Genomic DNA, 25,390 nt, shown 5'->3' with positions numbered 1-25,390 from the left:
CGGGGGGCGAGCTGCCCGGTCCGTCGGCGGGCCTCTTCGCCCGCGGGCCGCACTCGGCGGCGAGAGCGCCTCTCCATCAGATCACGGTAGGGACGCCGCCGCGCGGCGACCCGTGGTCACCGTACGTCCCCGCCGGCTCCGGCTGCCCCTCCCTCACTCGCCCGAGCAGCCCCGCCGCCTCCGGCACCCGCTGGAGCGCTCCCAGCAGCAGCACCCACAGATCGTGCAGCCGCTCCTCGATCTGGTCGCGGCCGTCCAGCGCGTCGGAGACGGTGTGGAGGCCGAAGAAGGCGTAGACGACGCCGGGGGCCGCGACCGCCGGGGCGACGCCGTCGGCCAGTTCCCCGCGGCGGCCGGCCTCCTCCAGCAACGCGGTCACCGTCTCGATCCAGGGACTGAACGGGGTCGGCAGCCGCGCGTCGATCGCCTTGCGCTCCATCCACAGCCGGGACCCGGCGCGTACGACGACATCGTCACGGAAGGCGCGCGCCACGGTGAAGCTGAGCGCGACGAGCTTCTCCAGCGCGGGCGCGTCGGCCGTCCGGGCGTGGTCGACCAGTTCCGGCCAGGTCGCGAAGTGCGCCTCGACGACGGCCAGCGCGAGTTTCTCCTTGTTGGCGAAATGAAAGTAGATCGCTCCGCTGGTGCGGCCGGACAGCGCGCTGATGTCGCTGATACTCGTCCCCGCATAACCGCGTTCGTCGAACAGCCGCGCCGCTGCCTCCAGCAGAAACCGCCGTGTCGTCTCCGCCCGCTCCTGCACGTTCACTCCGGATGCCGCGCCGTCACCAACAGCGGGCAATCTACTACCTCGGCGTAACATCCACGAAGCAATGCGCGTGCAAATCCCCAGAGCGTGAGTTCTCCTTATGGTATGAATTCTCCGACAGGGGTCGGCGGTCGTTCGCGTCCGCTGAACTGGTCCCGGACGGTCCCCCGCGAGACGGTGCACCGCGCGTCCGTCGCCGAGGTTCTCCTGACCGACGTACGGCCGACGGCGGACGACGCGTTCGAGGCGGCCGCCGCCTGGCCCCGATCGCATACGACCTTCCCCCTCGACGGGACCGACCGGCACAGCCCGCTGGTCCTGGTGGAGACCCTGCGGCAACTCGGCATCCACATACCGCTGCGCTGGTACGGGGTCTCGCCCACCAGCCACCTGCTCATCACCGACCTGTCCTTCACCCTGCGGCCCGAACGCGAGCCGCGGTCCGGCCACGGCTGCACCGAGGTGACGTGCCGGATCGCGGCCAGCGGCCACCGCCGGGGGGCGGACGGCGTCACCACCGGCCTGCGGCTCGACGTCACCTACCTCGCCGACGGCCAGGCGTTCGCGCAGGCGGGCGGGGGTGTCCGTTTCCTGAGCGCTCACAGATACGCGGCGCTGCGCGCCGAACGCCTCACGGCACGCCAGCCGCCGCCGACGGCCGACGGGCGCCCCGGGCCCGCCGCGCTGGCCGTCGCCCATCCCAGAGATGTGCTGATCGCCCACCGCTCCGGCACGGTCGAGATCGACCCGGCCGACCCGTGCCACCCGTTCTTCTTCGACCACCCGACCGACCACGTCCCCGGCATGGTGCTCCTGGAGGCGGCACGGCAGGCCGCCGCCGAGGTCAGCGGCGGCGTACTCCTGCATCCGACGCGCGGCCGGCTGGTGGCGGCGCGCTTCGCCGAGTTCACGCCGCGGGCCAGCGTGGAGTGCGTCCCGCACCACAGGACCTGCGTCTTCCGTATCCACAGCGGCGCCGAGCGCGCCGCTTTCGGGGTACTCGGATACGGCGACTCGGGTGATTACCAAGAGGACTTGCTTGACTACGCTGGGTTGACGTCCATAGCGTAACGATCGATATGTTCTTGGCGGTCTCCCCGACGGCCCTTTTACGGGGCCGCGTCCGCCGAGAGCCCACGCCTGTCTGCTTTCACCGGTATGCCGACCCCGCCGCGAGGAATGCGACGTCGCACCGCCGGCACATTCAGGCATTCCTGAAACGGAAATCCCCGATGAAATCTCACCCCATTCTTTCGTGGACACCCGCGGCCATCGTCTTCGACTGCGACGGCACGCTCATGGACACCGAACGCCATTGGCAGCAGGCCCGTGAACTGGCCATGGACGATTTCGGGGTCGCCCCCGCCGCGGGCTTCGCCGAACGGGCCAAGGGCCTGCACTTCACCGAGTGCGGCCAGCTCATGGCCGACGAATCAGGCCGTCCCGAGCTGGGCGTCCAGCTCACCGCCCGCCTGCTGCACCACTTCCGCGCGCTCGTGGCCCGTGAACCGCAGACCATGCGCGGCGCACGGGAGTTGGTGGAGACGGCCGCCAAGTTCGCCCCGCTCGCCGTCGCCAGCAACTGCCCCCTGGACGTCGTGGAGACCTGCCTCGGCCATGCGGGGCTTCGGGACCACTTCGACCACATCGTGGTCGCCGACATGGACAACCGGCCCAAGCCGCACCCGGACGTCTATCTGACCGCGGCCCGGCTCTGCGGCGCCGCGCCGGGCGACACACTGGCGGTCGAGGACTCCGCCTGCGGGGTGGAGGCGGCCGTACGGGGCGGCCTGCGCGTCGTCGGCGTCGGCCCCTGGCCGGGCGAAGACGTCGCGGCGCGGGTCGACCTGTGGGTCGCCACGCTCGACGAGCCGGGCATCTTCGAGTGGGCGACGCGCCGGGTCGCCCAGCGGCTGCCGGTCTGAGCCGACCGCCGCGGACCGGGCGGGTCGCCCGTCTCGTGTCCTCCGGACGGACCGGCAGACGCCCCGCCTCCCGGTCCGTCCGCGGGCCGCCCGCACCTCCCTTACCGCTTACGGCTGTTGATACGGGCGAGTGCCAACCGCTCTCGCCGTGCACGTCCAAGGGACCGGTTCACTGTGCGATCAGGAACTCGGTCACCTCGGTTCCCGGCTCGGCGAAGTGCACGGCGCCGTGCGGGCCGCCGATGCGCAGGCGCCAGCCGTGCGGGCTGTCCGTGGTGACGCGGATACGGTCCCCGTCGCGGCGCACGTCGAAGCGGGCGGCCTCGGCGGGGCCGTCGGAACGCGGGATCACCAGGAGCCGCCGGGCACCGTCCGCGAAAGCGTGCAGCCGCAACTCGACATCCTCCGTCCAGGCGGAGACGGGGCGCTGGTCGTCGGCGGCGAGCGGGATCACGGAGTCGGGGCGGGCAAGCAGCGGGAGCGTGTGGAAGTCGTGCTGCTCGCGGACCCAGCGCGGGCCCGTCACCTGGGCTCCGGTGAGGATGTTGGTCCACGTGCCCGGGGGAATGTAGTAGTCGACCGTGCCGTCCTCGGAGAAGACGGGGGCGACGAGCAGGTCGTCGCCGAGCATGTACTGCCGGTCGAGGGTGGCTGCCGCCGGGTCGTCGGGGAACTCCAGGATCATGGCGCGCATCACCGGGGTGCCGGCGAGGTGCGCCTGCTGGGCGGCCCGCTGGAGGTACGGCGCGAGACGGTGTTTGAGCAGCGTGAACTCGCGGGTGACGTCGACGGCTTCGTCACCGTAGTCCCACGGCACGCGGTACGACGTGCTGCCGTGCAGGCGGCTGTGCGAGGACAGCAGGCCGAACTGGACCCAGCGCTTGAACACGGCCGGTGTCGGTGTGCCCTCGAATCCGCCGATGTCGTGGCTCCAGAAGCCGAAGCCGGACAGGCCCAGCGAGAGTCCGCCGCGCAGCGACTCGGCCATGGCGTTGAAGTGGGACTCGCAGTCACCTCCCCAATGCACCGGATACTGCTGGCCGCCCGCGGTCGCGGAGCGCGCGAACAGCATCGCCTCACCCTCGCCGCGTTCGGTCCGCAGGAGCTCGAAGACGGCCTGGTTGTAGAGGTGGGTGTAGTAGTTGTGCATACGCTCGGGGTCGGAGCCGTCGTGCCAGACCACGTCGGTGGGGATGCGCTCGCCGAAGTCGGTCTTGAAGCAGTCCACGCCCTGGTCGAGGAGTGTCTTGAGTTTGCCGGTGTACCAGGTGCGCGCGGCCTGGCTGGTGAAGTCGACCAGGGCCATGCCGGGCTGCCACAGGTCCCACTGCCACACGGTGCCGTCGGCACGGCGGACGAGGTGACCTTGGCGCATGCCCTCCTCGAACAGCGCGGACTTCTGCGCGATGTACGGGTTGATCCATGCGCAGATCCGCAGCCCCCGCTCCTTGAGACGGGCCAGCATGCCCTCGGGGTCGGGGAAGGTGTCCGGGTCCCAGGTGAAGTCCGACCACTGGTACCCGCGCATCCAGAAGCAGTCGAAGTGGAAGACGGACAGCGGGATCTCGCGCTCGGCCATGCCGTCGATGAAGGAGGTGACCGTCTTCTCGTCGTACTCGGTGGTGAAGGAGGTCGTCAGCCACAGGCCGAGCGCCCAGGCCGGGGGCAGGGCCGGGCGGCCGGTGAGCGCTGTGTAGCGGTCCAGGACGCGCTTGGGTGTGGGGCCGTGGATGACGAAGTATTCCAGTACGTGGTCCTCCACGCTGAACTGGACGTGGCCGACCGACTCCGAGCCGACTTCGTAGCCGACCCTGCCCGGGTGATTGACGAAGACGCCGTAGCCGCGGTTGGTGAGGTGGAAGGGGATGTTCTTGTACGCCTGCTCGCTGCTGGTGCCGCCGTCGGCCTGCCAGATGTCGACCGACTGGCCGTTCTTGACGAAGGGCGTGAAGCGTTCCCCTAGACCGTAGACCGACTCGCCGACACCGAGGCTCAGTTGGCCCACCATGTGGTGCCGGTCCTCGGCGTCCGTGACGAATCCGGTGCCGCGCTCACCGGCCGAGGTCAGCGTCCGCCCGTCGACGGTGAACTCCAGCCGCCAGGGGCCCTCCGAGTCCACGCGCAAGGTCAGCTCGCCACTGCGCAGTTCGGCCACCGCCCCGTCCCGGCTCACCTCGCCGACCCCCTCGGCAGCGCCCGCAAGCGCGAACTCCGGTCCGCCGCGCACCGATCCGGCGTGATGGGTGGCGCGTACGCCGATGACGCCCTCTGCCGGGGACCAGCACTCGACCGTGAGCAAGGGGCTGTTCAGGGTGTCGCCGCGGTGACGTACGTGCCGCACCGGCGCGAAGAGCGTCAGGCGGTGGTCCTCCGCACGGATCTCGGCCACTTCTCTGGCGAAGCGTGCGGTGTGGCCGGGACGCGTCAGCCAGTGGCCGTCGGTGAACTTCATCAGGCGGATTCCTCCGTGCGCGCGGCGGCGCGGTGTGGGATACGGAACGAAAGTTTCACAAACGAACCACCGTGTGGTCCAGAACATTGGCGAAGCGCATCGACGCTGCCACCCCGCTCCGTGAGGTGTCAATGACCCGCACGAAAGAAAGTTTCTTTCGATCCAACTACTTGTTTCGCGCGAAACATCTCGTTAACTTCCCTCTCAAGTGAAGCGCTTCGACGTACGGAGGGTCACCCCCATGAGTCCAGACTTGAGCCGCAGAAAGCTCGTCGGCGCGGCAGCGGCCGTCGCGGGCACCGCAGCGGCAGCACCGCTGTTGTCCGCCTGCGGAGGCGGCGGCGCCCAGAGCACCGGCGCCAACACCAAGTCGGGCCTGAAGGCGGCGCTGCCCTCCTATGTGCCGAGCAACCCCGTCACGCCGGACATCGCGTCCGTCTCCGGAAGCGATGGCGCCGCCACGGACCCCGCCTTCCTGCGTTACCCGTCGGAACGCGCCGCCACCGTCAAGGGCGCGCCGGGCAAGGGTGGCGGTTACACCGCCGTGACCCCGCTGTGGGGGACGGTCCCCTCACCGGGCAACTCGTTCTACCAGGCCATGGACAAGGCCCTCGGCGTCAAGCTCACCATGAAGCCGGCCGACGGCAACAACTACGCCGCCATCGTGCCGACCATGACGGCGGCCAAGCGCCTGCCCGACTGGATCTCGCTGCCGGCCTGGTGGAACAGCAACTTCAACATGGGCCAACTGGTGGGACGCCAACTCGCCGACCTGACCCCGTACCTGTCGGGCGACAAGATCAGGAAGTACCCGAACCTCGCCGCACTGCCGACCGGTGCCTGGCAGGCCGGAGCCTGGCGCGACAAGCTGTACGGCATCCCCTGCGCCTCCAGCAGGTTCGTGGTCGCCGGCACCACGTTCTACCGGCGGGACATCCTGGACGCGAAAGGCATCACGGGCGACCAGGTCAAGTCCGCCGCCGACCTGATGAGCCTGGGCAAGGAACTGACCGACGCCAAACGCGGCGTGTGGGCCTTCGACGACGTATGGACGTACCTCTTCCCCTTCTGGGACGTACCCACGGGGTGGCGGATCGAGGACGGCAAGCTGGTCAACGCTTTCGAGACCCCGCAGTTCCTGGAGGCGCTCGACTGGCACTACAAGCTCGCCAAGTCCGGCTACATGCACCCCGACGCGCTCGCCGGAGATTCCGGCGGCCCCACCCGGTTCTACTCCGGCAAGGTGGTCATCATGGGCGGAGGCACGGGCGCCTGGTCGTTGTCCGACTTCGAGTCCGGCCGGGCCGCCGACGAGAACTACCGGCGAGGCGCGTTCGACATCTTCGCCGCCGACGGCAAGAGCGCACCTCGCACCTTCATGGGCGCCTCCACCAGCATGTTCAGCTACCTCAACGCCAAGCTGAAGCCGGCCCAGATCGAGGAACTGCTCGAGGTCGCCAACTACCTTGCCGCTCCGTACGGTTCCCGTGAGTACACCCTGGCCAACTTCGGTGTGGAGGGCGTCCACCACACGATGAAGGACGGCGTACCGACGGCCACCGACGCCGGTAAGAAGACCACCCAGGTGCCGACCTACTCCTTCCTCGCCTCGCCGTCCTCCGTGATCAGCAACATGGGCGCCGACATGGTCACCAAGGACTACGCCGCCTGGCAGGCCACCAACGTCACGCGCCTGTACAAGCCGGTGTTCTGGAACATGAACATCGCGATGCCGCAGACGATGTCGACGGCCGCCGCCGCGCAGTCCGTCAGCGATGCCGTGAAGGACTGCTACTTCGGCAAGAAGAAGGTCCGGGACGTGCAACAGGCGATCGACGCCTGGAAGTCGAGCAGCGGGGACCGGCTCAGGCGCTGGATGACGGAGAACGTCCTGGAGAAGTACGGGACCGGCCAGTGAGCACGACCGCCGCACCGCACACGCGCCCGCCGAAGCACCCCGCGGCGCGGCATCCGGACCGGCTCACCCGGCGGATGCGGCTGCGCCGCGACCGGTCGATGCTGATCATGACGCTGCCCGCGGTCGGCCTGCTCCTGGTCTTCAGCTACGCACCCCTGGTCGGCCTGGTCACCGCCTTCCAGTACTACGACCCGCTGACCGGGATCCGGCACAGCGACTGGGCCGGATTCGGCCAGTTCCAACAGCTCTTCCAGGACCCGCAGTTCTGGGGCTCGCTGGAGAACACGCTGTACCTCAGCTTCGTCCAGTTGATCCTCTTCTTCCCGGTGCCGATCGCCCTCGCGCTGCTTCTCAACACGGTGCTCAACGAGCGAATCCGCAACGCCGTCCAGTCGATCGTCTACCTGCCGCACTTCTTCTCGTGGGTCCTCACCATCACGGTGTTCCAGCAGATGCTGGGCGGTGCGGGCGTGCTCAACCACTTCCTGCGCACCCACGACATCGGCACGTGGGACATCATGACGAACCCGGACACCTTCGCCCTGTTGATCACCTCGCAGTCGGTGTGGAAGGAAGCGGGCTGGGGGATCATCGTCTTCCTCGCCGCGCTGGCGGCGATCAACAGGGAGCTGTACGAGGCGGCGGCGGCCGACGGCGCGGGCCGGATGCGCCGCACCTGGCACATCACACTGCCGGGGCTGCGCGGAGTGATCGTACTGATGCTGGTGCTGCGGCTCGGCAACGCCCTGACGGTGGGGTTCGAGCAGTTCCTGATCCAGCGCAACGCGGTCGGCCACGAGACGGCCGACGTCCTGGACACCTTCTCCTTCTACTACGGCATCGCCACCGGCAACTACGGCTACGGCGCGGCGGCCGGGCTGTTCAAGAGCGTGATCTCGCTGCTGCTGATCTGGGGCGCGAACCGGCTCGCGCACGCCTTCGGCGAGGACGGGTTGTACCGCACATGACCAACACCTTCACGATCGGCCGCAAGCGCGGCAGTACCGGCACGCCCGCCGTGAGAATCGTCCGGAAATCTCCGAAGTCGGGCCGGGCGCCGTGGGAGGAACCCCCGACCACGCTCGGCCGGACGGCCAAGGGGCTGACTCTCACCGTCGTGGTGGGCGCGGTCCTGGTCCCGATGTGGATCATCGTGCTGACGAGCCTGTCCACGCCGGGCGCCATCAACCGGGCCGGCGGCCTGGTCCTGTGGCCGGACGGCCTGAACCTGCGCTCCTACCGGGAGATGCTGGGTGAGCCGACCGTCCGCACGGCGCTCCTCGTCAGCCTCGCCGTCACCGCGGTCGGCACCGCCCTGTCGATGGTCGTCTCCGTGCTGTGCGCCTACGGCCTGTCCCGGCCGGGGACGTTCGGACACAAGACGGTGCTGTGGCTGCTGATCATCACGATGTTCGTGAGCGGCGGCCTGATCCCCTCCTTCCTCGTGGTCACCGGACTCGGCGGCTACGGCCAGTTCTGGGCGCTGATCCTGCCGAGCTCCGTCTCCGTCTTCAACATCCTCGTGCTGCGCGCGTTCTACTCGTCGACCGCGTCGGAACTGACCGACGCCGCGCGGGTGGACGGCGCGGGCGACTGGCGCATCCTGTGGTCGGTCGTGCTGCCCACCTCGCGCGCCGTGACCGCGGTGATCGCCCTCTTCTACGGCGTGGGCTACTGGAACTCCTTCTTCAACGTCATGTTGTACATGCCGACCGACAGCGAGAAGTGGCCGCTTCAATACGTGCTTCTCACCTACGTGAACCGGGGCATCGGGCTGCCGGGCCAGGCCAACGGCGGATTCGGCGAGGCGCACGCGCAGACCGCTCCGCTCTCGCTTCAGATGGCCGTCGTCGTGCTGACGCTGGTGCCCCTGCTGATCGTCTACCCGTTCCTCCAGAAGCACTTCCGCACCGGAGTGCTCACCGGAGCCATCAAGGGCTGACCCCGCCCGATCCACAGCCGACCGACGAAAGGCCCATGGTGTCCGTTCTGCCCGTCGTCCCGGGTTTCCACCCCGATCCGAGCGTCTGCCGCGTCAACGACGACTACTACCTCGTCTGCTCCAGCTTCGAGTACTTCCCCGGCATCCCGCTCTTCCACAGCCGTGACCTGCTGCACTGGACCCAGATCGGCAACGTCCTCGACCGGCCGGAGCAGTTGCGTCTGCCCGTCGACATGACGTCCTCCGGTGGCGTCTACGCACCGACGCTGCGCCACCACGACGGCCGTTTCTGGCTGATCGTCACCAACTGTGCCGAGGGCGCCGGCAACTTCATCGTCACCGCCGCCGACCCGACAGGTCCCTGGTCCGCCCCCACGTGGCTCCCCGGCATCCCGGGCATCGACCCGGACCTCGCCTGGGACGAGGACGGCACCTGCTGGTGCACGTTCGCCGGGGTCGGGCAGATACCGATAGACCCGTACACGGGCCGCGTCCTCGGCGAACAGCGCGGGCTGTGGTCCGGCGCGCCGGGCGCCCGAGCGCCTGAAGCGCCCCACCTCTACCACATCGGCGACCACTGGTATCTGCTCATCGCGGAGGGCGGTACCGAGCGCGGGCACGGCATCTCCATCGCCCGCGGGCCGGGCCCGACGGGCCCCTTCGAGCCCTGCCCCGACAACCCGATCCTGACCCATCGCGGCACGGACCACCCCGTACAGAACACGGGCCACGGAGACCTGGTGCAAGCAGCCGACGGCTCGTGGTGGTTGGTGTTCCTCGGCGTGAGGCCGCACGGCGGCACCCCCGGCTGGCACGTGATGGGCCGTGAGACGTTCCTCGCGCCGGTCACCTGGACCGAGGACGGCTGGCCCACGGTCGGCGACATCGTCTCCCCCGCCGACGCCACAGCCGCCGACGCTCCGTTCCGCGACGACTTCGACCTCCCCGAGCTCCATCCGTCCTGGATCTCCGTGCGCGACCGGTCCACCGAGCACTGCTCCACCAAGGAGCGCTCCGGCTCCCTGACGCTGCGGGCCCGCGGCTCCTCGCTGGACGAGCCCGACGCGGTCTTCATCGGCCGGCGTCAGCAGCACCCGGCCTGCCACGCGAGCGCGTTGGTGGACGCGGGCCAGGGCGTCGGCGGTCTCGCCGTGCGGCTCGACGAGCAGCACCACTACGGCATCGAGACCGACGGCACACAGGCGCGGGTGATCTCGCGGGTCGGTTCGGTACGCGCCGTCGTCGCCACCCTGCCCGTGCCCGCGGGCCCGACCGTTCTCGGCGTACGCGTCAGCGGACCGCCCGCGCCGCACGACCCGCGGACCGGTCCCGATGTCGTCTCCCTCGGCGTCGAGCGGCCGGACGGCGCCTTCAGCGTGCTCGCGACGCTCGACGGCCGCTATCTCTCCACCGAGGTGGCCGGCGGCTTCACCGGTCGCGTCATCGGTCCGTACGCGGCCCGGGGCACCGTCCATGTCGACTGGTTCGGCTACGAGCCACTGCCCGGCTGAGCCGCCGGCCGCCGCCTCTGTCCTCCCCACACACAGACGTCCGCCTGTACGCACGTCCCGCAGGCGGTCCTCCCCCACCACCATCCCGAAACGAAAGGGACACAAGGGACATGACCGAATCACATCGAGCCGCGCCCCACCGCGGCCGCACACCGATACACCTCCGACGCCCCGGGAGCATACTGCTCGCCCTGGTCGCCGCCCTCGGACTGCTCCTGGGCATCGCCCTGACCGCGCCCGCCGCCGAGGCCGCTCCCAACAGGCCGAAGGTACCGGCCAAGGCCGCGGACGCCGTCGCCGCGATGCAGCCCAGTTGGAATCTCGGCAACAGCCTCGACGCCATCCCCGACGAGACGTCCTGGGGCAACCCGCCCGCCACGAAGGCGCTCTTCGACACCATCCACGCGCAGGGGTACCGCAGCGTCCGCATCCCGGTGACATGGACCGACCACCAGTCCGCCACCGCGCCGTACACCATCGACGCCGCCTTCCTGAGCCGCGTGAAGCAGGTCGTCGACTGGGCACTCGCCGACGGCTTGTACGTGGTGCTGAACGTCCACCACGACTCGTGGCAGTGGATCGCGAAGATGTCCACCGACCACGACAATGTGCTGGCCCGCTTCGACTCGTCCTGGACGCAGATCTCCTCGACGTTCAAGGACGAGCCGCGCACCCTGCTCTTCGAGAGCGTCAACGAGCCGCAGTTCGACAACGCCACGGACGCGCAGAAGACCCGGATGCTCGACGAGCTGAACGTCTCCTTCCACGAGATCGTCCGAGCCTCGGGCGGGCAGAACACATCGCGTCTGCTGGTGCTGCCGACGCAGGGCTGCACTCCGTCCCAGCCGCTCATGGACGATCTGTACGCCACGATCAGCAAGCTCAACGACCCCGGTCTGATCGCCACCGTGCACTACTACAGCTACTACCCGTTCAGCGTGAACATCGCGAACGGCACCCGCTACGACGACGCCGCGCAGAAGGATCTGACCGACGCCTTCGCACGGATGCACGACACGTTCGTCGCCAAGGGCGTCCCGGTCTACCTCGGTGAGTACGGACTGCTCAGCTACCCCGACAACAACCACCCGGACCGGATCGAGCGGGGCGAAGCGCTCAAGTACTTCGAGCAGGTGGGCTACGCGGCTCGCCAGGCCGGTGTGACGACGGCCCTGTGGGATCCCTTCGCCTATCTGAACCGCGCCACCCTCCAGTGGCGGGACCAGGAGCTCTTCGACTGGATCAAGGCGAGCGGGACCAACCGTTCGGGCTCGATGTCCTTCGACCGCGTCTTCGTCCCCAAGTCCGGCGCCATCACCGACCAGTCGCTCACGCTCAACCTCAACGGCCTGTCGTTCCAGGGCCTTTGGCAAGGTGACAGCAAGCTCGCGGAGGGCACCGACTACACGGTCTCCGGCGACCGGCTCACGCTCACCGCGACCGCGCTGACCCGGCTGGTCGGCGACCGCTCGTACGGCGACAACTCCACGCTCCAGGCCCGTTTCTCCCAGGGCCTGCCCTGGAAGATCCACGTGACGACGTACGACACCCCCCAGCAGTCGGGCGCCACGGGAAACACCACATCCCTCGTTGTTCCCACCCAGTTCCGCGGTGACCAGCTCGCCACCATGGAGTCCACCTACGCCGACGGCAGCAACGCCGGACCGGCCGACTGGACCGCGTTCCAGGAGTTCAACCTCAACTTCACCCCCGACTACGCCGGCAACACCATCACCCTGACCGACACCTTCCTCGGATCGCTCAGGGACAACGCGCCGGTGACGCTCGCCTTCCACTTCTACAGCGGCGCCAAGATCACGTACCACGTGACCAGGACCGGCACGTCGGTGACCGGTTCGGCCGGCTGAGGCTCCACCGTCATACGTCCCGGCTGCCGGGCTCACGTCCCGAGCCCGGCAGCCGGGGCGCTCCAACGTCCCTGTCCCGTTAAGGACTTCACCATGGCCGACCTGCCCTCGCGCGTCCTGTTCGGCGCCGCGTACTACCACGAGTACCAACCGTACGAGCGCCTCGAGGCCGACCTTGACCTGATGGCGGAGGCGAGGTTCACCGTCATCCGGGTCGGCGAGTCGGTGTGGTCCACCTGGGAGCCGGAGAACGGTCGCTTCGAGCTCGACTGGCTGCGGCCCGTCCTCGACGGCGCCCACGAGCGCGGCCTCGCCGTCGTCCTCGGCACCCCCACCTACGCGGTACCGCTCTGGCTGGCCCGGCAGTACCCGGAGATCGCCGGTACCGACGCGAGCGGCAGCCCGTCCGGCTGGGGCGCCCGCCAGGAGGTCGACTACACCCACCCCGCCTTCCGTTTCCACGCCGAGCGGGTGATCCGCGCCGTCACCGCCCGCTACGCACGTCACCCCGCGGTCATCGGCTTCCAGGTCGACAACGAACCGGGCACCCGCATCCACCACAACCACGGCGTCTTCCAGCGCTTCGTGGACGACCTGAGGCAGCGGTACGGCGACGTGGAGACCCTCAACCGCGAGTGGGGGCTGGTCTACTGGTCACACCGGCTCTCGACCTGGGCCGACCTGTGGACTCCGAAGGGCAACGCCCAGCCACAGTACGACCTGGCCTGGCGGGCCTTCGAGGCCCGGCAGACCAGCGAGTTCATCGCCTGGCAGGCCGCTATCGTGCGCGAGTACGCGAGCCCTGAGCAGTTCGTCACCACCTGCCTCGCCTACGGCGCCCCCGGCCTGGACGACGACGAGCTCACCGACAGCCTGGATGTCACCGCGGGCAACCCGTACTACGACATGCAGGACAGTCTCACCATGCCCGAGCCGCCGGCCGAGAAGCTGCCGCAGCAATGGATGGCGCACGGGGCGTGGGCGCTGCACCAGAGCGCCGACCGGATCTACTCCTCGCGCCAGGAGCCGTTCCTGATCACCGAGACCAACGCCCAGGCCATCGGCGGAAGTTCGGACAACCGGCCCGCGTTCGACGGCCAGTGGCGGCAGGCCGCGTGGGCGCTCGTCGCGCGTGGTGCCCGCATGATCGAGTACTGGCACTGGCACACCCTGCACTTCGGCACCGAGACGTACTGGGGCGGCGTCCTTCCGCACAGCGGGCGACCGGGCCGCGTCCACCGCGAACTCGCCGTACTGGGAGCCGAGTTCGAGCGGGCCGGCGAACTGGTCGCCGGGATCACGCCGGACGCCGACATCGCGATGGTGTACTCGGCGCCGAGCAAGTGGCTGATGAACGCGCATCCGCCGCTGGCGACCGCCGACGGCGGTCAGGACGGCGGATCGTACGACGGGATCTTCGAGCCGTTCTACCGCGGCGCGTTCGAGGCCGGCCGCCAGGTACGCATCCTGCACGCCCGTCAGCTCCACGACCCGAGCGGCGCACGGCAGGGGACGGACCCGGAGTCGGCGGCTCGGCGGCACCCCGTGCTGATCGCGGCCGGGCTGTACGTGGCCGACGACGGGACGCTCGACTGGCTCGCCGCGTACGCGCGGGCGGGCGGTCATCTGGTCCTCGGGCCGCGCACGGGTTACGGCGACCAGGAGGCGCGGGCGCGTCACGAGGTGACCCCGGCCCGCCTGGTCGAGGCCGCGGGCGTCCGCTACGACGAGTTCAGCAACCTCCACGCCGACCTGCCGCTGATCACCGCGCCGGACAGTCCACTGCGGCTCCCGGCAGGTGCGGTCGCCACCCGCTGGGTGGAGTGCCTGGCCGTCGATGACGCCGAGGTCATGGCAACGTACGACCATCCGCACTTCGGGCGCTGGCCCGCGATCACCACCCGCCGCCACGGTGCGGGCCGCGTCACCTGCGTCGGCACGGTGCCCGGCCGGGAGCTGGCCCGCTCACTCGCCGCGTGGGCGGCCCCGGCCCCGCTGAGCGGCTGGCAGGGGCTGCCGGACTCCGCCACGGCCGCGACCGGTACGGCCCCGGACGGCCGCCGCGTCCACGTGGTCCACAACTGGAGCTGGACACCGGCCGCCGCGCACGCCCCCGTGGACCTGACCGACGTCCTGAACGGCAGCAGCCTCCCCGCGGGTGCGCGGGTGGAACTCGGTCCGTGGGACGTGAGGGTCTTCGCCGCCGCCCCGCAACCGCGGACGCGGACGGACGGGTGAGCCCGCGGCGGACTTCCGCCGGGGCACGCTCGGGCAGTGTCAGAATGACGGATCACCTGCGGTGCCGGGGCGGGCGCACCGCGGGAACAGGCGAGCACCCCGCCCCGGGGACGAGGAAAGGCAGCTGTGGCCGACAAGAACGAGAGTGCGGCGCAGGACAGCGGGAACGCGGCGCCGGGCGACGGGGCCGCGTCGGTGACCATCGCGTACATCGCGCAGTCCGCGGGTGTCTCGGTTCCCACGGTGTCGAAAGTGCTCAACGGCCGCGCGGGTGTCTCGGACCAGACGCGGGCCCGCGTCGAGGAGCTGATCAACAGGTACGGCTACCGCAAGCCCAAGGGCAACCGCCAGAAGATCGTGGAGCTGGTCTTCCGCGAGCTGGAGAGCATGTGGGCCGTGGAGATCCTGCGGGGCGTGGAGCAGGTGGCCAGCAGGAACCGGACGGGCGTGATGGTCTCCAGGTTCGGGCTGCACGACTCGGAGGCCGCCGTGGACGAGACCGTGGGGCGGCGTCCGCAGGCCGTGCTGTCGGTGGCCCAGCTTTCGGACGCGGAGCGCGACCGCCTGACCGCGAAGGACATTCCGTACGTCGTCTTCGACCCGATGGACGACGTCCCGGACGGGGTCCCCTACGTCGGCGCGACCAACTTCAAGGGCGGCCAGTCCGCGGCCCGGCATCTGACCGGGCTCGGGCACCGGCGCATCGCCATGATCAGCGGTCCGGATCACGGGTACTGCCTGGCGAGGGTGGCCGGGTACCGATCCGCGCTGGAGGAGGCCGGGCTTCCCGCCGACCCCGAACTCGTCCTGCGTACCGGGCTGACCCGCGAGGACGGGCAGGCCGCGGCGAGCGAACTCCTCGCCCGCCCCGACCGGCCGACCGCGATCTTCGCCGCGAACGACATGCAGGCGCTCGGCGTCTACCAGGCGGCGCGCGAGGCCGGGCTGAGCGTGCCGGGGGATCTGAGCGTGGTCGGCTTCGACGACGTCCCGGTGGTGGCGTGGGTGGACCCGCCGCTCACGACGGTTCACCAGCCGCTGACCGAAATGGCCGCCGCCGCGACGGAGTTGGCACTCGCCCTGGGACGCGGCGAGAAGGTGCCGCAGATCGGTCTGGAATTCGCCACGCGGCTCGTGGTCCGGGAGAGTACGGCGCCGCCCAGGCGCTGAGTGCCGTTCACACGTCGCCGCCCGGGAGGTCGACGATGCGCTCGAAGAAGAACTCGTGCTTGAGGAAGGAGACGTCGTACTCACTGCCCGGGTGCGGCGGGAAGAGCGGGGATGCCTGGATCAGCCGCCAGCCGTCGCACAGCGCCGCGACCCCGGAAGCGTAGGGCGGCTCGTCGCTGTCGCCCGCGGTCGGGGTGGTCCGGCCGGTCCCGTCGTAGCGGGACCAGCCGACGACCGGGGAGTCCAGGGTGGACGTGGACAGGTACAGCACCAGCACCTGCTGCCGGAGGGTCGGCGCGGAACGTGACGTGGTGACGGTCATGCGGCGGCCTTCCGAGGGCGGTTGGTGACCCTGGTCACCCAGTGGTCGAGGTCGAACGCGCTGTCACCGGTGAGTTCACGCCACAGCAGCACGCGGTTGTAGCGCTCCAGGCGCCCGGCCGCCTGCTCGTACCATGGGAAGTGCGCGTCCAGTTCGGTGCGCACCCGCGGATCGTCCAGGTCCGTGGCGTCCCACAGAAGCCGCTGGCGCACCGTCGGGTTGAAGCGGACCTTGAACATGTAGCGGACGATGTCGCTGTCATTGCGACGGCCGCCGTGCCAGAGGCCGTGGTGCAGAAACACCACGGTCCCCGCCGGACAGACAAGGCGGTCCTGCCCTGCGAGGTTCTGGTACCGGCCGGTGTCGGACTCGTTGACACGCCGCAGATGACTGCCGGGCACGCTGAGCGTGCCCCCCATCTCCAGGGTGACTTCCTGCGGGTAGTACATGAGCTGGACGTCGAACGCGTCCGGCCGGACGTCGATGATGGCGTCCGCGTGCAGGGGCTGGGCCTCGCCGCCGCGGGGCTCGCGGATGTGCACGGCGTGGTGGTCGACGGTCGGCCCGGGGCCCACCAGGCTGCGCAAGGCGCCTGCCACCCGCGGCAGTCCGAGCAGCCTGGCGACGAACGACCCCTGGGGGAACGCCTGGTCGAGCGGTGTGCCGTACGGCACCGGGGGCACCCCGTCCGCCAGCACACGCAACGCCTCGGCGTTCATCCCGGCCGGGACCACGGCGTCAAGGCGTAGTGATCCGCGGGCCACGAAACGGGCCATCCGCACCGAACCGAGCAGCTCACCGCTCGTGTTCGGGATCTCTTTCTCGGTGTCCTCCATGGCCCTCACGCTACGGACGGTCCAGGCGCAGGGCGTGGGTCATGTTCACCGTCCACTGGTCGATTCTCACCCTCACGCGAGATGGGCGCGGACGGCGCGCGGAGATGCCCCCAGTTCACGGTGGCACGTCTTGTTGAACCTCTGGAGGTCCGGGATTCCCACGGTCGCGGCGATGGCGGGGATGGAGAGCGTGCTGGCCCGCAACAGGTGCCGGGCCTGAGCCATCCTGCGCGCCCGGATGTAGCCGACCACGGTCTCCTTGGTGGCCGTGCGGAAGAGCCGGGTCAGATGGTTGTGGGAGACACCGACCGCCTTCGCGATCTCCGGGACGGTGAGCGGCTCCGCCAGCCGTGCCTCGATCAGTGCGACCGCCGCCGCCACCGCCGGGTGAGTGGCGGCCGGCGTGTTCCGGTCGTGCGGCGGGGCGAGTTCGGCCACCCGCCACAGAGCGGCCCACACCTCGGCGACCGCACGCCCCGGTGTGCTCGGCCAGGCGGCCACGGCCTGCCGCAGTTGCCCGGTGAGCTGGGCGGCCTGGCGGCCCGCGTGCTGAACGGTGGGCACCTCACGAGGACTTCCGACGGTCCCGAGGCGCGCGTGGACGTAGAAGTGCTCGGAACGGCCTCGATAGCGGTACCGCACCGGTGTTCCTGGCGGCACCAGGCTGACGCTGCCGGGGCGGATCTCGTGCCCGACACCGTCCACGGTCAAGTCGGCCTCGTAGTCGTAGAGATGGAACTGCCACAGATCCGGCAACCGGAACTCGTCGACCTGCCCGGCGGGGCCGTGGATGCCGACGCCCACGGCGGCGGGGGCGGGCGGCTCGTCGAGCCGGACAAGCGCCGTCGGAACGTACGCGATCGCGGTCACGACCCCTCGCCCCCTCTTCCGCAGCCCGATGATCCGGCACGACCTCGTACGCGCCAGAACCGTACCGCTCGCAGCGCCGTCACGGTCCTCGGCGATTCGGTACGTTCGGCTCCCACCCCGGTGGCTCGCCGGGAGCGCCGGCGAGCCACCGGGGTGGGTGGATGTGCTTGTCGTGAGCCGGTGGGTGTCAGCCGAGGGTCCATTGCTGGTTGCTGCCGCCGTTGCAGGTCCACAGTTCGGCGAGGGCGCCGTTGGCGGTGGAGGCTCCGGTGACATCGAGGCAGAGACCGGACTGGGTGCCGGTGACCGTGCCGTTGGAGTTCACCTGCCACTGCTGGTTGGCACCGCCGTTACAGGTCCAGGTCACGACCTTCGTACCGGCCGCGGTCTGGTTGTCGTACGCGTCCAGGCACAACTGACTGCCGCCGGAGAAGACCGTCAACTGATTCGAGGACGTACGCGACCAGCTCTGGTTGGCCTGGCCGTTGCAGTCCCAGATCTGCGGCTGCGTACCCGGCGTGGTCGAGGAATTCGGCACATCCAGGCACTTGCCCGCACCCACCGCGTGCAACGCACCGGTCGTACCGGTACCGGAGGAGTTGGTGTATCCGGCCGCGGTGATGTTCGCCTGGACGGCGTTCTCGGTGGCGTCCGAGGGGTAGCCGGAGGTCATGACGCCTTCATAGAAGGTGCCTTGGGCTCCCTTGCTGTTGTCGCCGCCGGTGCCGAGGATGATGGCGCCCTGCTTGCGCATCGGGTTGTAGCCGGAGACGTTGGGGCGCGGCCCGCTGTAGAAGGTGGACAGGCCGCCGGACTGGGCGTTGCCGCCGCGGATGGCCCACTGGTTGTGGGTGCCCTTGATGATGGCGGTGGTGTAGCGGTAGTTGATGGTCGGGTCGTTGGCGTTGTAGTGCTGGTCGACACCGGAGAACAGGCCGTTCTCCAGGTCGGCCATGATCCATGGACCGTTGCCCGCGCCGTAGCCCCAGACCCTGATGTTGCCGAAGTAGATGGCTTCCATCGTGCCGTTGCCGTCGTCGTTGCTGTCCGTCTCGGCGTTGCCGTAGTCGAAGCAGCAGCCGCCGTTGTAGTGGGTGCCGTCGAAGATGGCGTACATGCCCTCGGGGTCGTCGCCGGTCGCGATCCCGTTGGTGTGGTTGTTCCGGTAGCCGGTGCCGGGGGCCACGAAGACCCCGTACGCCTTGTGGCCGCCGACCATGGTGGGCGCGGCGGTGGCGCCGGCGAGGTTGTCGGGTCCGCCGGCCGCGCTGCCGCCCGGAGCCTGGGTCAGGTTGTTGTTACGGCCCGACTGGTCGTAGATGACCGTGATGAGACAGCTCGTGCCCGCGCAGAAGGAGTCCTGCGAGGCGGCGTCCGCGTAACCGCCGACGCTGAGCAGCCCGATGTTCTTCGTCGTGTTGTCCGAGGCACGCCTGACCTGGTACAGCGGCCCGTTGTACGCCGAGTACAACGCGCGCGTCGTACTGTGCGCCGCCACGCACGGCGTGCCACCGGACTGATAGATGTCGCAGGGCCCCGAGCCGGCGGCCCGCGCCGTACCGGCTCCCGCCGCGCCCCCGGCCAGGGCGCCGACCACGAGCAGGGCCGCCGCGGCCAGCTTGGCCGGAAGACCGGCGCGCCGACGCGCGGTCCTGGCGGCGGGGGCGGGCTCGGTGTTCAGCCGGGTTCGGCGCAGGACCGGCTCCCAGATGCGGCGGATGCCGCCGTGCCGGGAGGGCGCACCACCTCGTGTGAGTCTGTCGTCCATCGGGATCTCCCTTCTGAGGCGCGGTCCGGTGGGATCGCGCGGGCTGGCGCTGTCGTGGCGAGTGGGCTGCGGGTTCCGTGAGGCCGGTCGGGAATGGGCCTGACGTTCACGCAGGTCTCCTGGCAGGTGGGGGGAGCCAAGGCCGAGCGCACACGTAAAAAATGTGAGCGCTAACATGCTTACCGGCGAGACACCCGTTCTTGGGGACGGTGACTGTCGTCGGAACGACGGAAGCGTGCTGCATCGGGCAGGCGGTGTCAAGCCCTCTCGCGGCACTCGGCGCTCACGGGTTCACGCGGGGTTCCCGGCATCTTCTGTCGTATTCATCGAGCCGGGCAGGTCGGTGGTGTGCGGCGAAACAGCGACCGGACGGCTTCGGTCAACCCATGCCGCAGGGCGTCGAGTTCGGGGTGACTCGGCGAGCGGTCATCGGCGGGTCGATCGTCATGACGTCGTGAACTGGTAGTTCCGGCCGCGTACTCGGCGGCATCGCCCGATTCCCGCCGCCACCGCCCGGAGCGGGCCACCGCCGACAGACGGACGGTCCGGTACCGCACTCTTGAGTTCCGTCGCCCATATGTGTCAGTCTCATATCACCCCACTATCACCGATGGCCGCACAGTGGACATGTCACTCGCCTCTGCGCGGTCTCTCCGCTCCCGAGGATTGTTAGCGTTCACAATCTGGCGCTTCAGACCCTCGTCGCAGGAGTTCCCGAGAGAACAGCAGCGCGTTCCGGGCGGGCGGCCGGACCCGCATGCCGGAGCGGTCAGCTCCGCCGCCCGAGCATCCGCACCCCTCACCGGACGAGGAAGCCTCATGAAAAGACCTCTCACCGCGCTCCTGCTCGCCCTGGTCGCCGCCCTCGGCGGACCGGGCATCGCCTCGACGGCGCAGGCGGCGGCCACCCCGGCGTCGACCGCGCCCGTACGCCTCATGCCGTTGGGTGACTCGATCACCTGGGGATACGGCAGCAGCACGGGCAACGGCTACCGCGCCGCGCTGTACGACGGTCTCGCGGCCGACGGTCATCCCCTCGACTTCGTCGGTTCGCTGCGCGGCGGCACGATGTCGGACCCCGACAACGAAGGGCACTCCGGCTACCGCATCGACCAGGTGGCCGCCCTCACCGACGCGGTCCTCGCCCAGTACCAGCCCAATGTCGTCACCCTGGAGATCGGCACCAACGACCTCAACGGCAACTACCAGGTCGCCACGGCCACCGCCCGGTTGAAGGCGATGGTCGACCAGATCACCCGCGACGTCCCGTCGGCCACCGTGCTGGTGGCCTCGCTGGTGGTCTCCACCAGCTCGACCGAGGAGCAGTACCGCGGCGCCTACAACGCGGCCATCCCCGGCATCGTGCAGAGCGAGCAGGCCGCGGGCAGACACGTCGGGTACGTGGACATGAGCGCCGTGACCACGGCGGACCTCTCCGACTACCTCCACCCGAACGACCGCGGGTACCAGAAGATGGCCGACGCCTTCCGGCAGGGTGTCAGGGCAGCCGACAGCGCCGGCTGGCTCGGCGGCTCCGTATCCGCCTCAGGGCCGGTCCGCTCGGGGATCGCGGGAAAGTGCCTCGACGTCAGGAACGGCAGTAACGCCGACGGCACGGCGGCCCAGATCTACGCCTGCAACAACGCCGCCGCCCAGAACTGGACGGCCTATCCCGACGGCACCCTTCGCGCGGTCGGGAAGTGTCTGGACGCCACCGGACGCCGCACCGCCAACGGAACGCAGATCGAGATCTGGACCTGCAACGGCGGTGCCAACCAGGTCTGGCAGGCCGTGAACGGGGCCTACGTCAATCCGGTGTCCGGCCGCTGCCTGGACGATCCCAACTCCTCCACGACCGACGGCACGCAGCTCCAACTGTGGGACTGCAACGGCCAGGCCAACCAGAAGTGGACCGCCGTGGTTCCCGGTTGAGCCACGCCGACGACACACGCCGGACCGGCGTCCCGCGTCCGGGCGGGACTCCCCGGTCCGACACAGCCGGAGTTCCCCCCTCACCATCGAAGGAGAGCCCATGCACAGCTCCGCATCGTCCCCGTCCGCCGGCCTCCGGCGGGCGAGACCCCTGGTCATCCTCCTGCTGGCCCTGGCGATGGCCGCGGCGGTCTTCGGCGGCCGGGCCGCCGCGAACGGCCCGAGCCCTCAGGCGGCGCCCGCCGCGGCCTCGTCCCTGCCCTGCGACATCTACGCCACCGGTGGCACCCCCTGCATCGGGGCGCATTCCACGACCCGCGCGCTGTTCGCGGCGTACAACGGGCCGCTCTACCAGGTCCAGCGCGCCTCCGACCACGCGTATCGCGACGTGGGCCTGCTGTCCGCGGGCGGATACGCCGACGCCTCGGTCCAGACGTCCTTCTGCGCCGGTACCTCGTGCATCATCAGCAAGATCTACGACCAGAGCTCCCGCCACAACGACCTGCCCATATCGTGGGGCGGCTACTGGAAGGGGCCGGGCGCGAACGGGGCGGACGTGGGCGCCGACGCCGCGGCGCTGCCGGTCACCGCGGGCGGCCACCCCGTCTTCGGCGTCAAGGTCAACCAGGGCGTGGGGTACCGGATCGACCACGCCAACGGGGCGCCGACCGGCTCCCAGCCCGAGGGCATCTACATGGTGACCTCGTCCAACTTCACCAACCAGTGGTGCTGCTTCGACTACGGCAGCGGTGAGAACACGCACACCGACACGGGCAATGCCACCATGAACGCGATCTACTGGGGCAACGCGTGCTGGTTCGGCGGCTGCACCGGCACCGGTCCCTGGGTCGAGGCCGACCTGGAGAACGGCATGTTCCACACCGGAAGCGGGTCCAACCACGACTCCAACAACCAGGGCGTGCACTTCCCGTTCGTGAGCGCCTGGGAGAAGAACAACGGAACCAGCAACTTCACCCTCAGATACGGCAACGCCGCGAGCGGAAACCTCACCACGACATACTCCGGCGCACTACCGAACGGCTACTCGCCGATGAAGACCGACAGTTCCCTCCTGCTGGGGACCGGCGGCGACAACAGCGTCTCCGGCCAGGGCGAGTTCTTCGAGGGCGCGATCACGGCCGGTTTCCCGTCGGACGCCACGGAGAACGCGGTGCAGGCGAGCATCACCGCTGCCGGCTACGGCGGCTCCTCCGGGAGCGGCGGAACGAACGGCGTGGTGCGCGGCACCGCGTCCGGACGCTGCATGGACGTGCCCAACCTCAGCCAGAGCAACGGCACACAGACCGCTCTGTGGGACTGCAACGGCGGTTCGAACCAGCAGTGGGCCCTCACCGGCGCCAAGGAACTCCAGGTCTACGGCACCAAGTGCCTGGACGACGAGGGCAGCGGTACGGCCAACGGCACCCGCGCGATCATCTGGGACTGCAACGGCCAGAACAACCAGAAGTGGAACGTCAACTCGGACGGCAGCATCACCAACGTCCAGACGGGACTGTGCCTGGACGCGAGCGCCTACGGCACGGCCAACGGCACACAGGTGCAACTGTGGACCTGCACCGGGGCCACCAACCAGAAGTGGGCGCGTAGCTGAGGCGACGACCCCGTGAGCTGTCCCCGGCCGCAACGGCCGGGGACAGCTCACGGGGATGCGGCGCCCGGCGCGGGCGCCTCGGGCTGTGCGGGTCAGCGGCCGAGCCAGCCCCCGTCGACGGGGAGCAGGGCTCCGTGGACGTAGTCCGACGCGGGCGACGCCAGGAACACCACGGCGCCCCCGATGTCCTCCGGCCGCGCCCACTGTCCCGCCGGAATCCGGTCGAGGATGGCGGCGTAGCGCGCCGGATCGTCGCGCAGCGCCTGCGTGTTGTCGGTCGCCACATAACCGGGCACGACGGCGTTGACGTTCACCCCGCGACCGGCCCACTCGTTGGCGAGTGCCCGTGTCAGGCCGGCGACACCGGACTTCGCGGCGGTGTAGCCGGGGACGTTGACGCCCCCCTGGAAGCTGAGCAGGGAGGCGGTGAAGACGACCTTGCCCCGCCCGCGGCTCAGCATGCGTCGCCCGACCTCGCGGGTGAGGGTGAACTGGCTGCTGAGGTTCACCGTCAGGACGTGGTCCCAGTCGTCGTCCGAGTGCTCCGCGGCCGGCGCCCGAGCGATCGTTCCGGCGTTGTTGACCAGGATGTCCACCGGCCGGCCGAGTTCTCCGAGATCCGCCGCGAGCCGGTGGACGGCGGCGCGGTCGGCGAAGTCCGCTCGCAGGGCCGTGCAGGTGCGTCCGAGCGCGGTCACCCGCTGCTCGACCTCGCTGCCGGACGGCTCCAGGTGGGCGCTGACGGCCACGATGTCGGCGCCGGCGACGGCCAGCGCCTCCGCGACGGCGAGCCCGATGCCCCGGCGTGCGCCGGTGACGACGGCCAGCTTGCCTGTCAGGTCGAACGGGGTACGGATCGTCGTCATCGTGCGTCTGCTCCCGTGTCGGACCGGCAGTCGATCAGGACCTTCATGACGCCGCCGCCCGCTTCGAGCGTTTCGAAGGCCCACGCCGCCCTGTCGATGGGCTCGATCCGTGAGATGAGTGTGTCGGCCGGGATGTGGCCCTCGGCGATCAGGTCCACCGCGGTCTCGAAGTCCGAGCGCTCGTAGAGCCGTGCCCCGAGAAGGGTGAGTTCGCGCCAGAAGAAGCGGTGCAGGCTGATCTCGCGCGGAGCCGGGTGGATGGCCACCTGCACCAGCCGTCCGCGGGTCGCCAGCGCGTCGACCGCGGTGGTCACCCCGGCTGCCGCCCCCGAGACCTCGAAGGCCACGTCCGCCCCCGCGCCGCCCGTCCAGTCGGCCACCGCGCGGGCGGCGTCGGCCGTCACGGGATCGAGGGTCGCCAGGCCGAGCGACCCGGCCGTCGCGCGCCGATAGGGATCGGGTTCGACCAGCAGGAGGTCGGCCCCCGTGCGGAGGGCGACGATCGCGATGAGCAGGCCGATGGGGCCGCCACCGACGACCAGGGTCTTCTCGCCCTCGCGCAGCCCGGCGCGCCGTACGTCGTGCACCGCCACCGCGGTGGGCTCGGTGAGCGCGGCGCGGTCCAGCGGGAGTCCTTCGGGGAGCCGGACGAGCGTGTGGGCCGGGACGGTCCAGCGGGATTGCAGTGAGCCGGCCGCGTCGATGCCGAGGAACACCAGGCGGTGGCAGATGTGGCGGTGGCCGGCGTGGCACGCGGGACACCGCCCGCACGGGACCAGGGGCATGACGGTGACGTTGTCACCCGCCTGCCACCCGGTGACGTCGGGAGCGGTCTCCGCGATCCGTCCGGACATCTCGTGTCCGATGACCTGGGGCGGACCCACCCGGTCGTCCATGGAGCCGTGGAAGATGTGCAGGTCCGTGCCGCAGATCCCGGTGTAGGCGACGTCGATCGCCACGTGTCCTGGCGCCGGGGGCGCTGCGGCGGCGCCGGTCTCCAGGGCCAGCGTCCGTGGCGCGGTGTAGGCGACTCGTCGTGCGTTCATGCGGGCGGCTCCTCTTCGAGATGCCAGATCTCTTCCAGGTCGGACCAGTTCCCGCCGGCTCCGCTGTCGGGCCACGGCTCCTGGCACGGGTCGGTGAGCCGCCACCAGCGCTGGGTGTCCGGGTCGGCGGCGACGGCGGCGAGGTCCGCCTCGAAGTCGGAGCCGTGGTATTCGAAGTAGCCGAACAGGGTGTCGCCGCGCAGGAAGATCGTGTAGTCGCGGATGTGCGCCGCGCGCAGCGCGGCCTCCACTCCCGGCCACACGGAACGGTGCAACGCCAGGTACTCCTCGCGGCGTTCCGGCCGCAGCCGGATGGTCTGGGCGAGACGTCTCATGCGGATTCCT

Annotated in this window: 20 protein-coding genes; 11 read left to right on the top strand and 9 right to left on the bottom strand. The window is 70.0% G+C overall.

Going from position 1 to position 25,390, the window contains the following annotated elements; genetic code table 11:
* Positions 1–76 precede the first annotated feature (76 nt).
* The gene (locus BGM09_RS05240; protein WP_317452538.1) at positions 77–763 is read right to left on the bottom strand and encodes a ScbR family autoregulator-binding transcription factor; all 687 of its coding nucleotides are present in this window, start codon (positions 761–763) and stop codon (positions 77–79) included.
* Positions 764–874: 111 nt separating this feature from the next.
* On the opposite strand from BGM09_RS05240, the gene BGM09_RS05235 reads away from it, so the two are divergent.
* Positions 875–1,840 (top strand): ScbA/BarX family gamma-butyrolactone biosynthesis protein, encoded by a 966-nt coding sequence (locus tag BGM09_RS05235; RefSeq protein ID WP_188280209.1) that lies wholly within the window; start codon positions 875–877, stop codon positions 1,838–1,840.
* A gap of 161 nt (positions 1,841–2,001) precedes the next feature.
* Positions 2,002–2,694: an HAD family hydrolase gene (locus BGM09_RS05230; protein ID WP_188280208.1), complete on the top strand. Its 693-nt coding sequence runs from the start codon at positions 2,002–2,004 to the stop codon at positions 2,692–2,694.
* 169 nt (positions 2,695–2,863) lie between these two features.
* Here BGM09_RS05230 and yicI read toward each other — a convergent pair whose 3' ends face one another.
* Entirely contained in the window at positions 2,864–5,146 is a 2,283-nt protein-coding gene (gene yicI / locus BGM09_RS05225; RefSeq protein ID WP_188280207.1) for an alpha-xylosidase, read from the bottom strand.
* A gap of 241 nt (positions 5,147–5,387) precedes the next feature.
* Between yicI and BGM09_RS05220 the strand changes: the two genes are divergently transcribed.
* From BGM09_RS05220 to BGM09_RS05190, 7 genes are all read left to right on the top strand, one after another.
* A complete protein-coding gene (locus BGM09_RS05220; protein WP_188280206.1) occupies positions 5,388–7,064 on the top strand; it encodes a Tat pathway signal sequence domain protein in 1,677 nt (558 codons plus the stop codon).
* On the top strand, positions 7,061–8,032 hold the full coding sequence (locus tag BGM09_RS05215; RefSeq protein WP_317452537.1) for an ABC transporter permease: 972 nt from the start codon (positions 7,061–7,063) through the stop codon (positions 8,030–8,032). The genes BGM09_RS05220 and BGM09_RS05215 overlap by 4 nt, the downstream gene beginning before the upstream one ends.
* Positions 8,029–9,006: a carbohydrate ABC transporter permease gene (locus BGM09_RS05210; RefSeq protein ID WP_188280205.1), complete on the top strand. Its 978-nt coding sequence runs from the start codon at positions 8,029–8,031 to the stop codon at positions 9,004–9,006. Before BGM09_RS05215 ends, BGM09_RS05210 begins: the two co-directional genes overlap by 4 nt.
* 35 nt (positions 9,007–9,041) lie before the next feature.
* Positions 9,042–10,517, top strand: coding sequence for a glycoside hydrolase family 43 protein (locus BGM09_RS05205; RefSeq protein ID WP_188280204.1), 1,476 nt, complete (start codon positions 9,042–9,044; stop codon positions 10,515–10,517).
* 110 nt (positions 10,518–10,627) lie between these two features.
* Positions 10,628–12,385, top strand: a complete 1,758-nt coding sequence (locus tag BGM09_RS05200) for a cellulase family glycosylhydrolase (protein ID WP_188280203.1) — start codon at positions 10,628–10,630, stop codon at positions 12,383–12,385.
* A 93-nt stretch (positions 12,386–12,478) separates the two neighbouring features.
* The gene (locus tag BGM09_RS05195) at positions 12,479–14,623 is read left to right on the top strand and encodes a beta-galactosidase (protein ID WP_188280202.1); all 2,145 of its coding nucleotides are present in this window, start codon (positions 12,479–12,481) and stop codon (positions 14,621–14,623) included.
* Positions 14,624–14,818: 195 nt separating this feature from the next.
* Positions 14,819–15,793: a LacI family DNA-binding transcriptional regulator gene (locus tag BGM09_RS05190; protein WP_188280248.1), complete on the top strand. Its 975-nt coding sequence runs from the start codon at positions 14,819–14,821 to the stop codon at positions 15,791–15,793.
* Between the two features lie 7 nt (positions 15,794–15,800).
* On the opposite strand, the gene BGM09_RS05185 is transcribed toward BGM09_RS05190, so the two are convergent.
* From BGM09_RS05185 to BGM09_RS05170, 4 genes are all read right to left on the bottom strand, one after another.
* Positions 15,801–16,115, bottom strand: a complete 315-nt coding sequence (locus BGM09_RS05185) for a hypothetical protein (protein WP_188280201.1) — start codon at positions 16,113–16,115, stop codon at positions 15,801–15,803.
* On the bottom strand, positions 16,112–16,951 hold the full coding sequence (locus tag BGM09_RS05180) for a phytanoyl-CoA dioxygenase family protein (RefSeq protein ID WP_188280200.1): 840 nt from the start codon (positions 16,949–16,951) through the stop codon (positions 16,112–16,114). Before BGM09_RS05180 ends, BGM09_RS05185 begins: the two co-directional genes overlap by 4 nt.
* Before the next feature lie 72 nt (positions 16,952–17,023).
* Positions 17,024–17,821, bottom strand: coding sequence for a helix-turn-helix transcriptional regulator (locus BGM09_RS37420; RefSeq protein ID WP_411158259.1), 798 nt, complete (start codon positions 17,819–17,821; stop codon positions 17,024–17,026).
* A 187-nt stretch (positions 17,822–18,008) separates the two neighbouring features.
* Entirely contained in the window at positions 18,009–19,589 is a 1,581-nt protein-coding gene (locus BGM09_RS05170) for an arabinofuranosidase catalytic domain-containing protein (protein ID WP_223186335.1), read from the bottom strand.
* Between the two features lie 819 nt (positions 19,590–20,408).
* Here BGM09_RS05170 and BGM09_RS05165 point away from each other — a divergent pair.
* Together BGM09_RS05165 and BGM09_RS05160 are read left to right on the top strand one after the other, a co-directional pair.
* Complete coding sequence (locus BGM09_RS05165; RefSeq protein WP_188280198.1) at positions 20,409–21,521, top strand: SGNH/GDSL hydrolase family protein; 1,113 nt, start codon at positions 20,409–20,411, stop codon at positions 21,519–21,521.
* Positions 21,522–21,621: 100 nt separating this feature from the next.
* Positions 21,622–23,133, top strand: coding sequence for an arabinofuranosidase catalytic domain-containing protein (locus BGM09_RS05160; RefSeq protein ID WP_223186334.1), 1,512 nt, complete (start codon positions 21,622–21,624; stop codon positions 23,131–23,133).
* Positions 23,134–23,225: 92 nt separating this feature from the next.
* On the opposite strand, the gene BGM09_RS05155 is transcribed toward BGM09_RS05160, so the two are convergent.
* The 3 genes from BGM09_RS05155 to BGM09_RS05145 are packed head-to-tail and all read right to left on the bottom strand — an operon-like array spanning position 23,226 to position 25,380.
* A complete protein-coding gene (locus BGM09_RS05155; protein WP_223186333.1) occupies positions 23,226–23,999 on the bottom strand; it encodes an SDR family oxidoreductase in 774 nt (257 codons plus the stop codon).
* The gene (locus BGM09_RS05150; protein ID WP_188280197.1) at positions 23,996–25,045 is read right to left on the bottom strand and encodes a zinc-dependent alcohol dehydrogenase; all 1,050 of its coding nucleotides are present in this window, start codon (positions 25,043–25,045) and stop codon (positions 23,996–23,998) included. Before BGM09_RS05150 ends, BGM09_RS05155 begins: the two co-directional genes overlap by 4 nt.
* Entirely contained in the window at positions 25,042–25,380 is a 339-nt protein-coding gene (locus BGM09_RS05145; RefSeq protein WP_188280196.1) for an L-rhamnose mutarotase, read from the bottom strand. The genes BGM09_RS05150 and BGM09_RS05145 overlap by 4 nt, the downstream gene beginning before the upstream one ends.
* Positions 25,381–25,390 lie beyond the last annotated feature (10 nt).

Origin of the sequence: Streptomyces sp. CBMA29, from assembly GCF_014596445.1 — a bacterium.
In the GTDB taxonomy this organism is placed as follows: domain Bacteria; phylum Actinomycetota; class Actinomycetes; order Streptomycetales; family Streptomycetaceae; genus Actinacidiphila.
Note: the sequence above shows the minus strand (reverse complement) of the source record. Positions and strands in the feature narration are given on the sequence as shown.

What these genes read in the sequence shown, in the direction of transcription:
- BGM09_RS05235 (WP_188280209.1), top strand. Translation starts at nt 875, where the DNA reads ATGAATTCTCCGACAGGGGTCGGCGGTCGTTCGCGTCCGCTGAACTGG.
- BGM09_RS05230 (WP_188280208.1), top strand. Translation starts at nt 2,002, where the DNA reads ATGAAATCTCACCCCATTCTTTCGTGGACACCCGCGGCCATCGTCTTC.
- yicI (WP_188280207.1), bottom strand. Translation starts at nt 5,146, where the DNA reads ATGAAGTTCACCGACGGCCACTGGCTGACGCGTCCCGGCCACACCGCA.
- BGM09_RS05220 (WP_188280206.1), top strand. Translation starts at nt 5,388, where the DNA reads ATGAGTCCAGACTTGAGCCGCAGAAAGCTCGTCGGCGCGGCAGCGGCC.
- BGM09_RS05210 (WP_188280205.1), top strand. Translation starts at nt 8,029, where the DNA reads ATGACCAACACCTTCACGATCGGCCGCAAGCGCGGCAGTACCGGCACG.
- BGM09_RS05205 (WP_188280204.1), top strand. Translation starts at nt 9,042, where the DNA reads ATGGTGTCCGTTCTGCCCGTCGTCCCGGGTTTCCACCCCGATCCGAGC.
- BGM09_RS05200 (WP_188280203.1), top strand. Translation starts at nt 10,628, where the DNA reads ATGACCGAATCACATCGAGCCGCGCCCCACCGCGGCCGCACACCGATA.
- BGM09_RS05195 (WP_188280202.1), top strand. Translation starts at nt 12,479, where the DNA reads ATGGCCGACCTGCCCTCGCGCGTCCTGTTCGGCGCCGCGTACTACCAC.
- BGM09_RS05185 (WP_188280201.1), bottom strand. Translation starts at nt 16,115, where the DNA reads ATGACCGTCACCACGTCACGTTCCGCGCCGACCCTCCGGCAGCAGGTG.
- BGM09_RS05180 (WP_188280200.1), bottom strand. Translation starts at nt 16,951, where the DNA reads ATGGAGGACACCGAGAAAGAGATCCCGAACACGAGCGGTGAGCTGCTC.
- BGM09_RS05170 (WP_223186335.1), bottom strand. Translation starts at nt 19,589, where the DNA reads ATGGACGACAGACTCACACGAGGTGGTGCGCCCTCCCGGCACGGCGGC.
- BGM09_RS05165 (WP_188280198.1), top strand. Translation starts at nt 20,409, where the DNA reads ATGAAAAGACCTCTCACCGCGCTCCTGCTCGCCCTGGTCGCCGCCCTC.
- BGM09_RS05160 (WP_223186334.1), top strand. Translation starts at nt 21,622, where the DNA reads ATGCACAGCTCCGCATCGTCCCCGTCCGCCGGCCTCCGGCGGGCGAGA.
- BGM09_RS05155 (WP_223186333.1), bottom strand. Translation starts at nt 23,999, where the DNA reads ATGACGACGATCCGTACCCCGTTCGACCTGACAGGCAAGCTGGCCGTC.
- BGM09_RS05150 (WP_188280197.1), bottom strand. Translation starts at nt 25,045, where the DNA reads ATGAACGCACGACGAGTCGCCTACACCGCGCCACGGACGCTGGCCCTG.
- BGM09_RS05145 (WP_188280196.1), bottom strand. Translation starts at nt 25,380, where the DNA reads ATGAGACGTCTCGCCCAGACCATCCGGCTGCGGCCGGAACGCCGCGAG.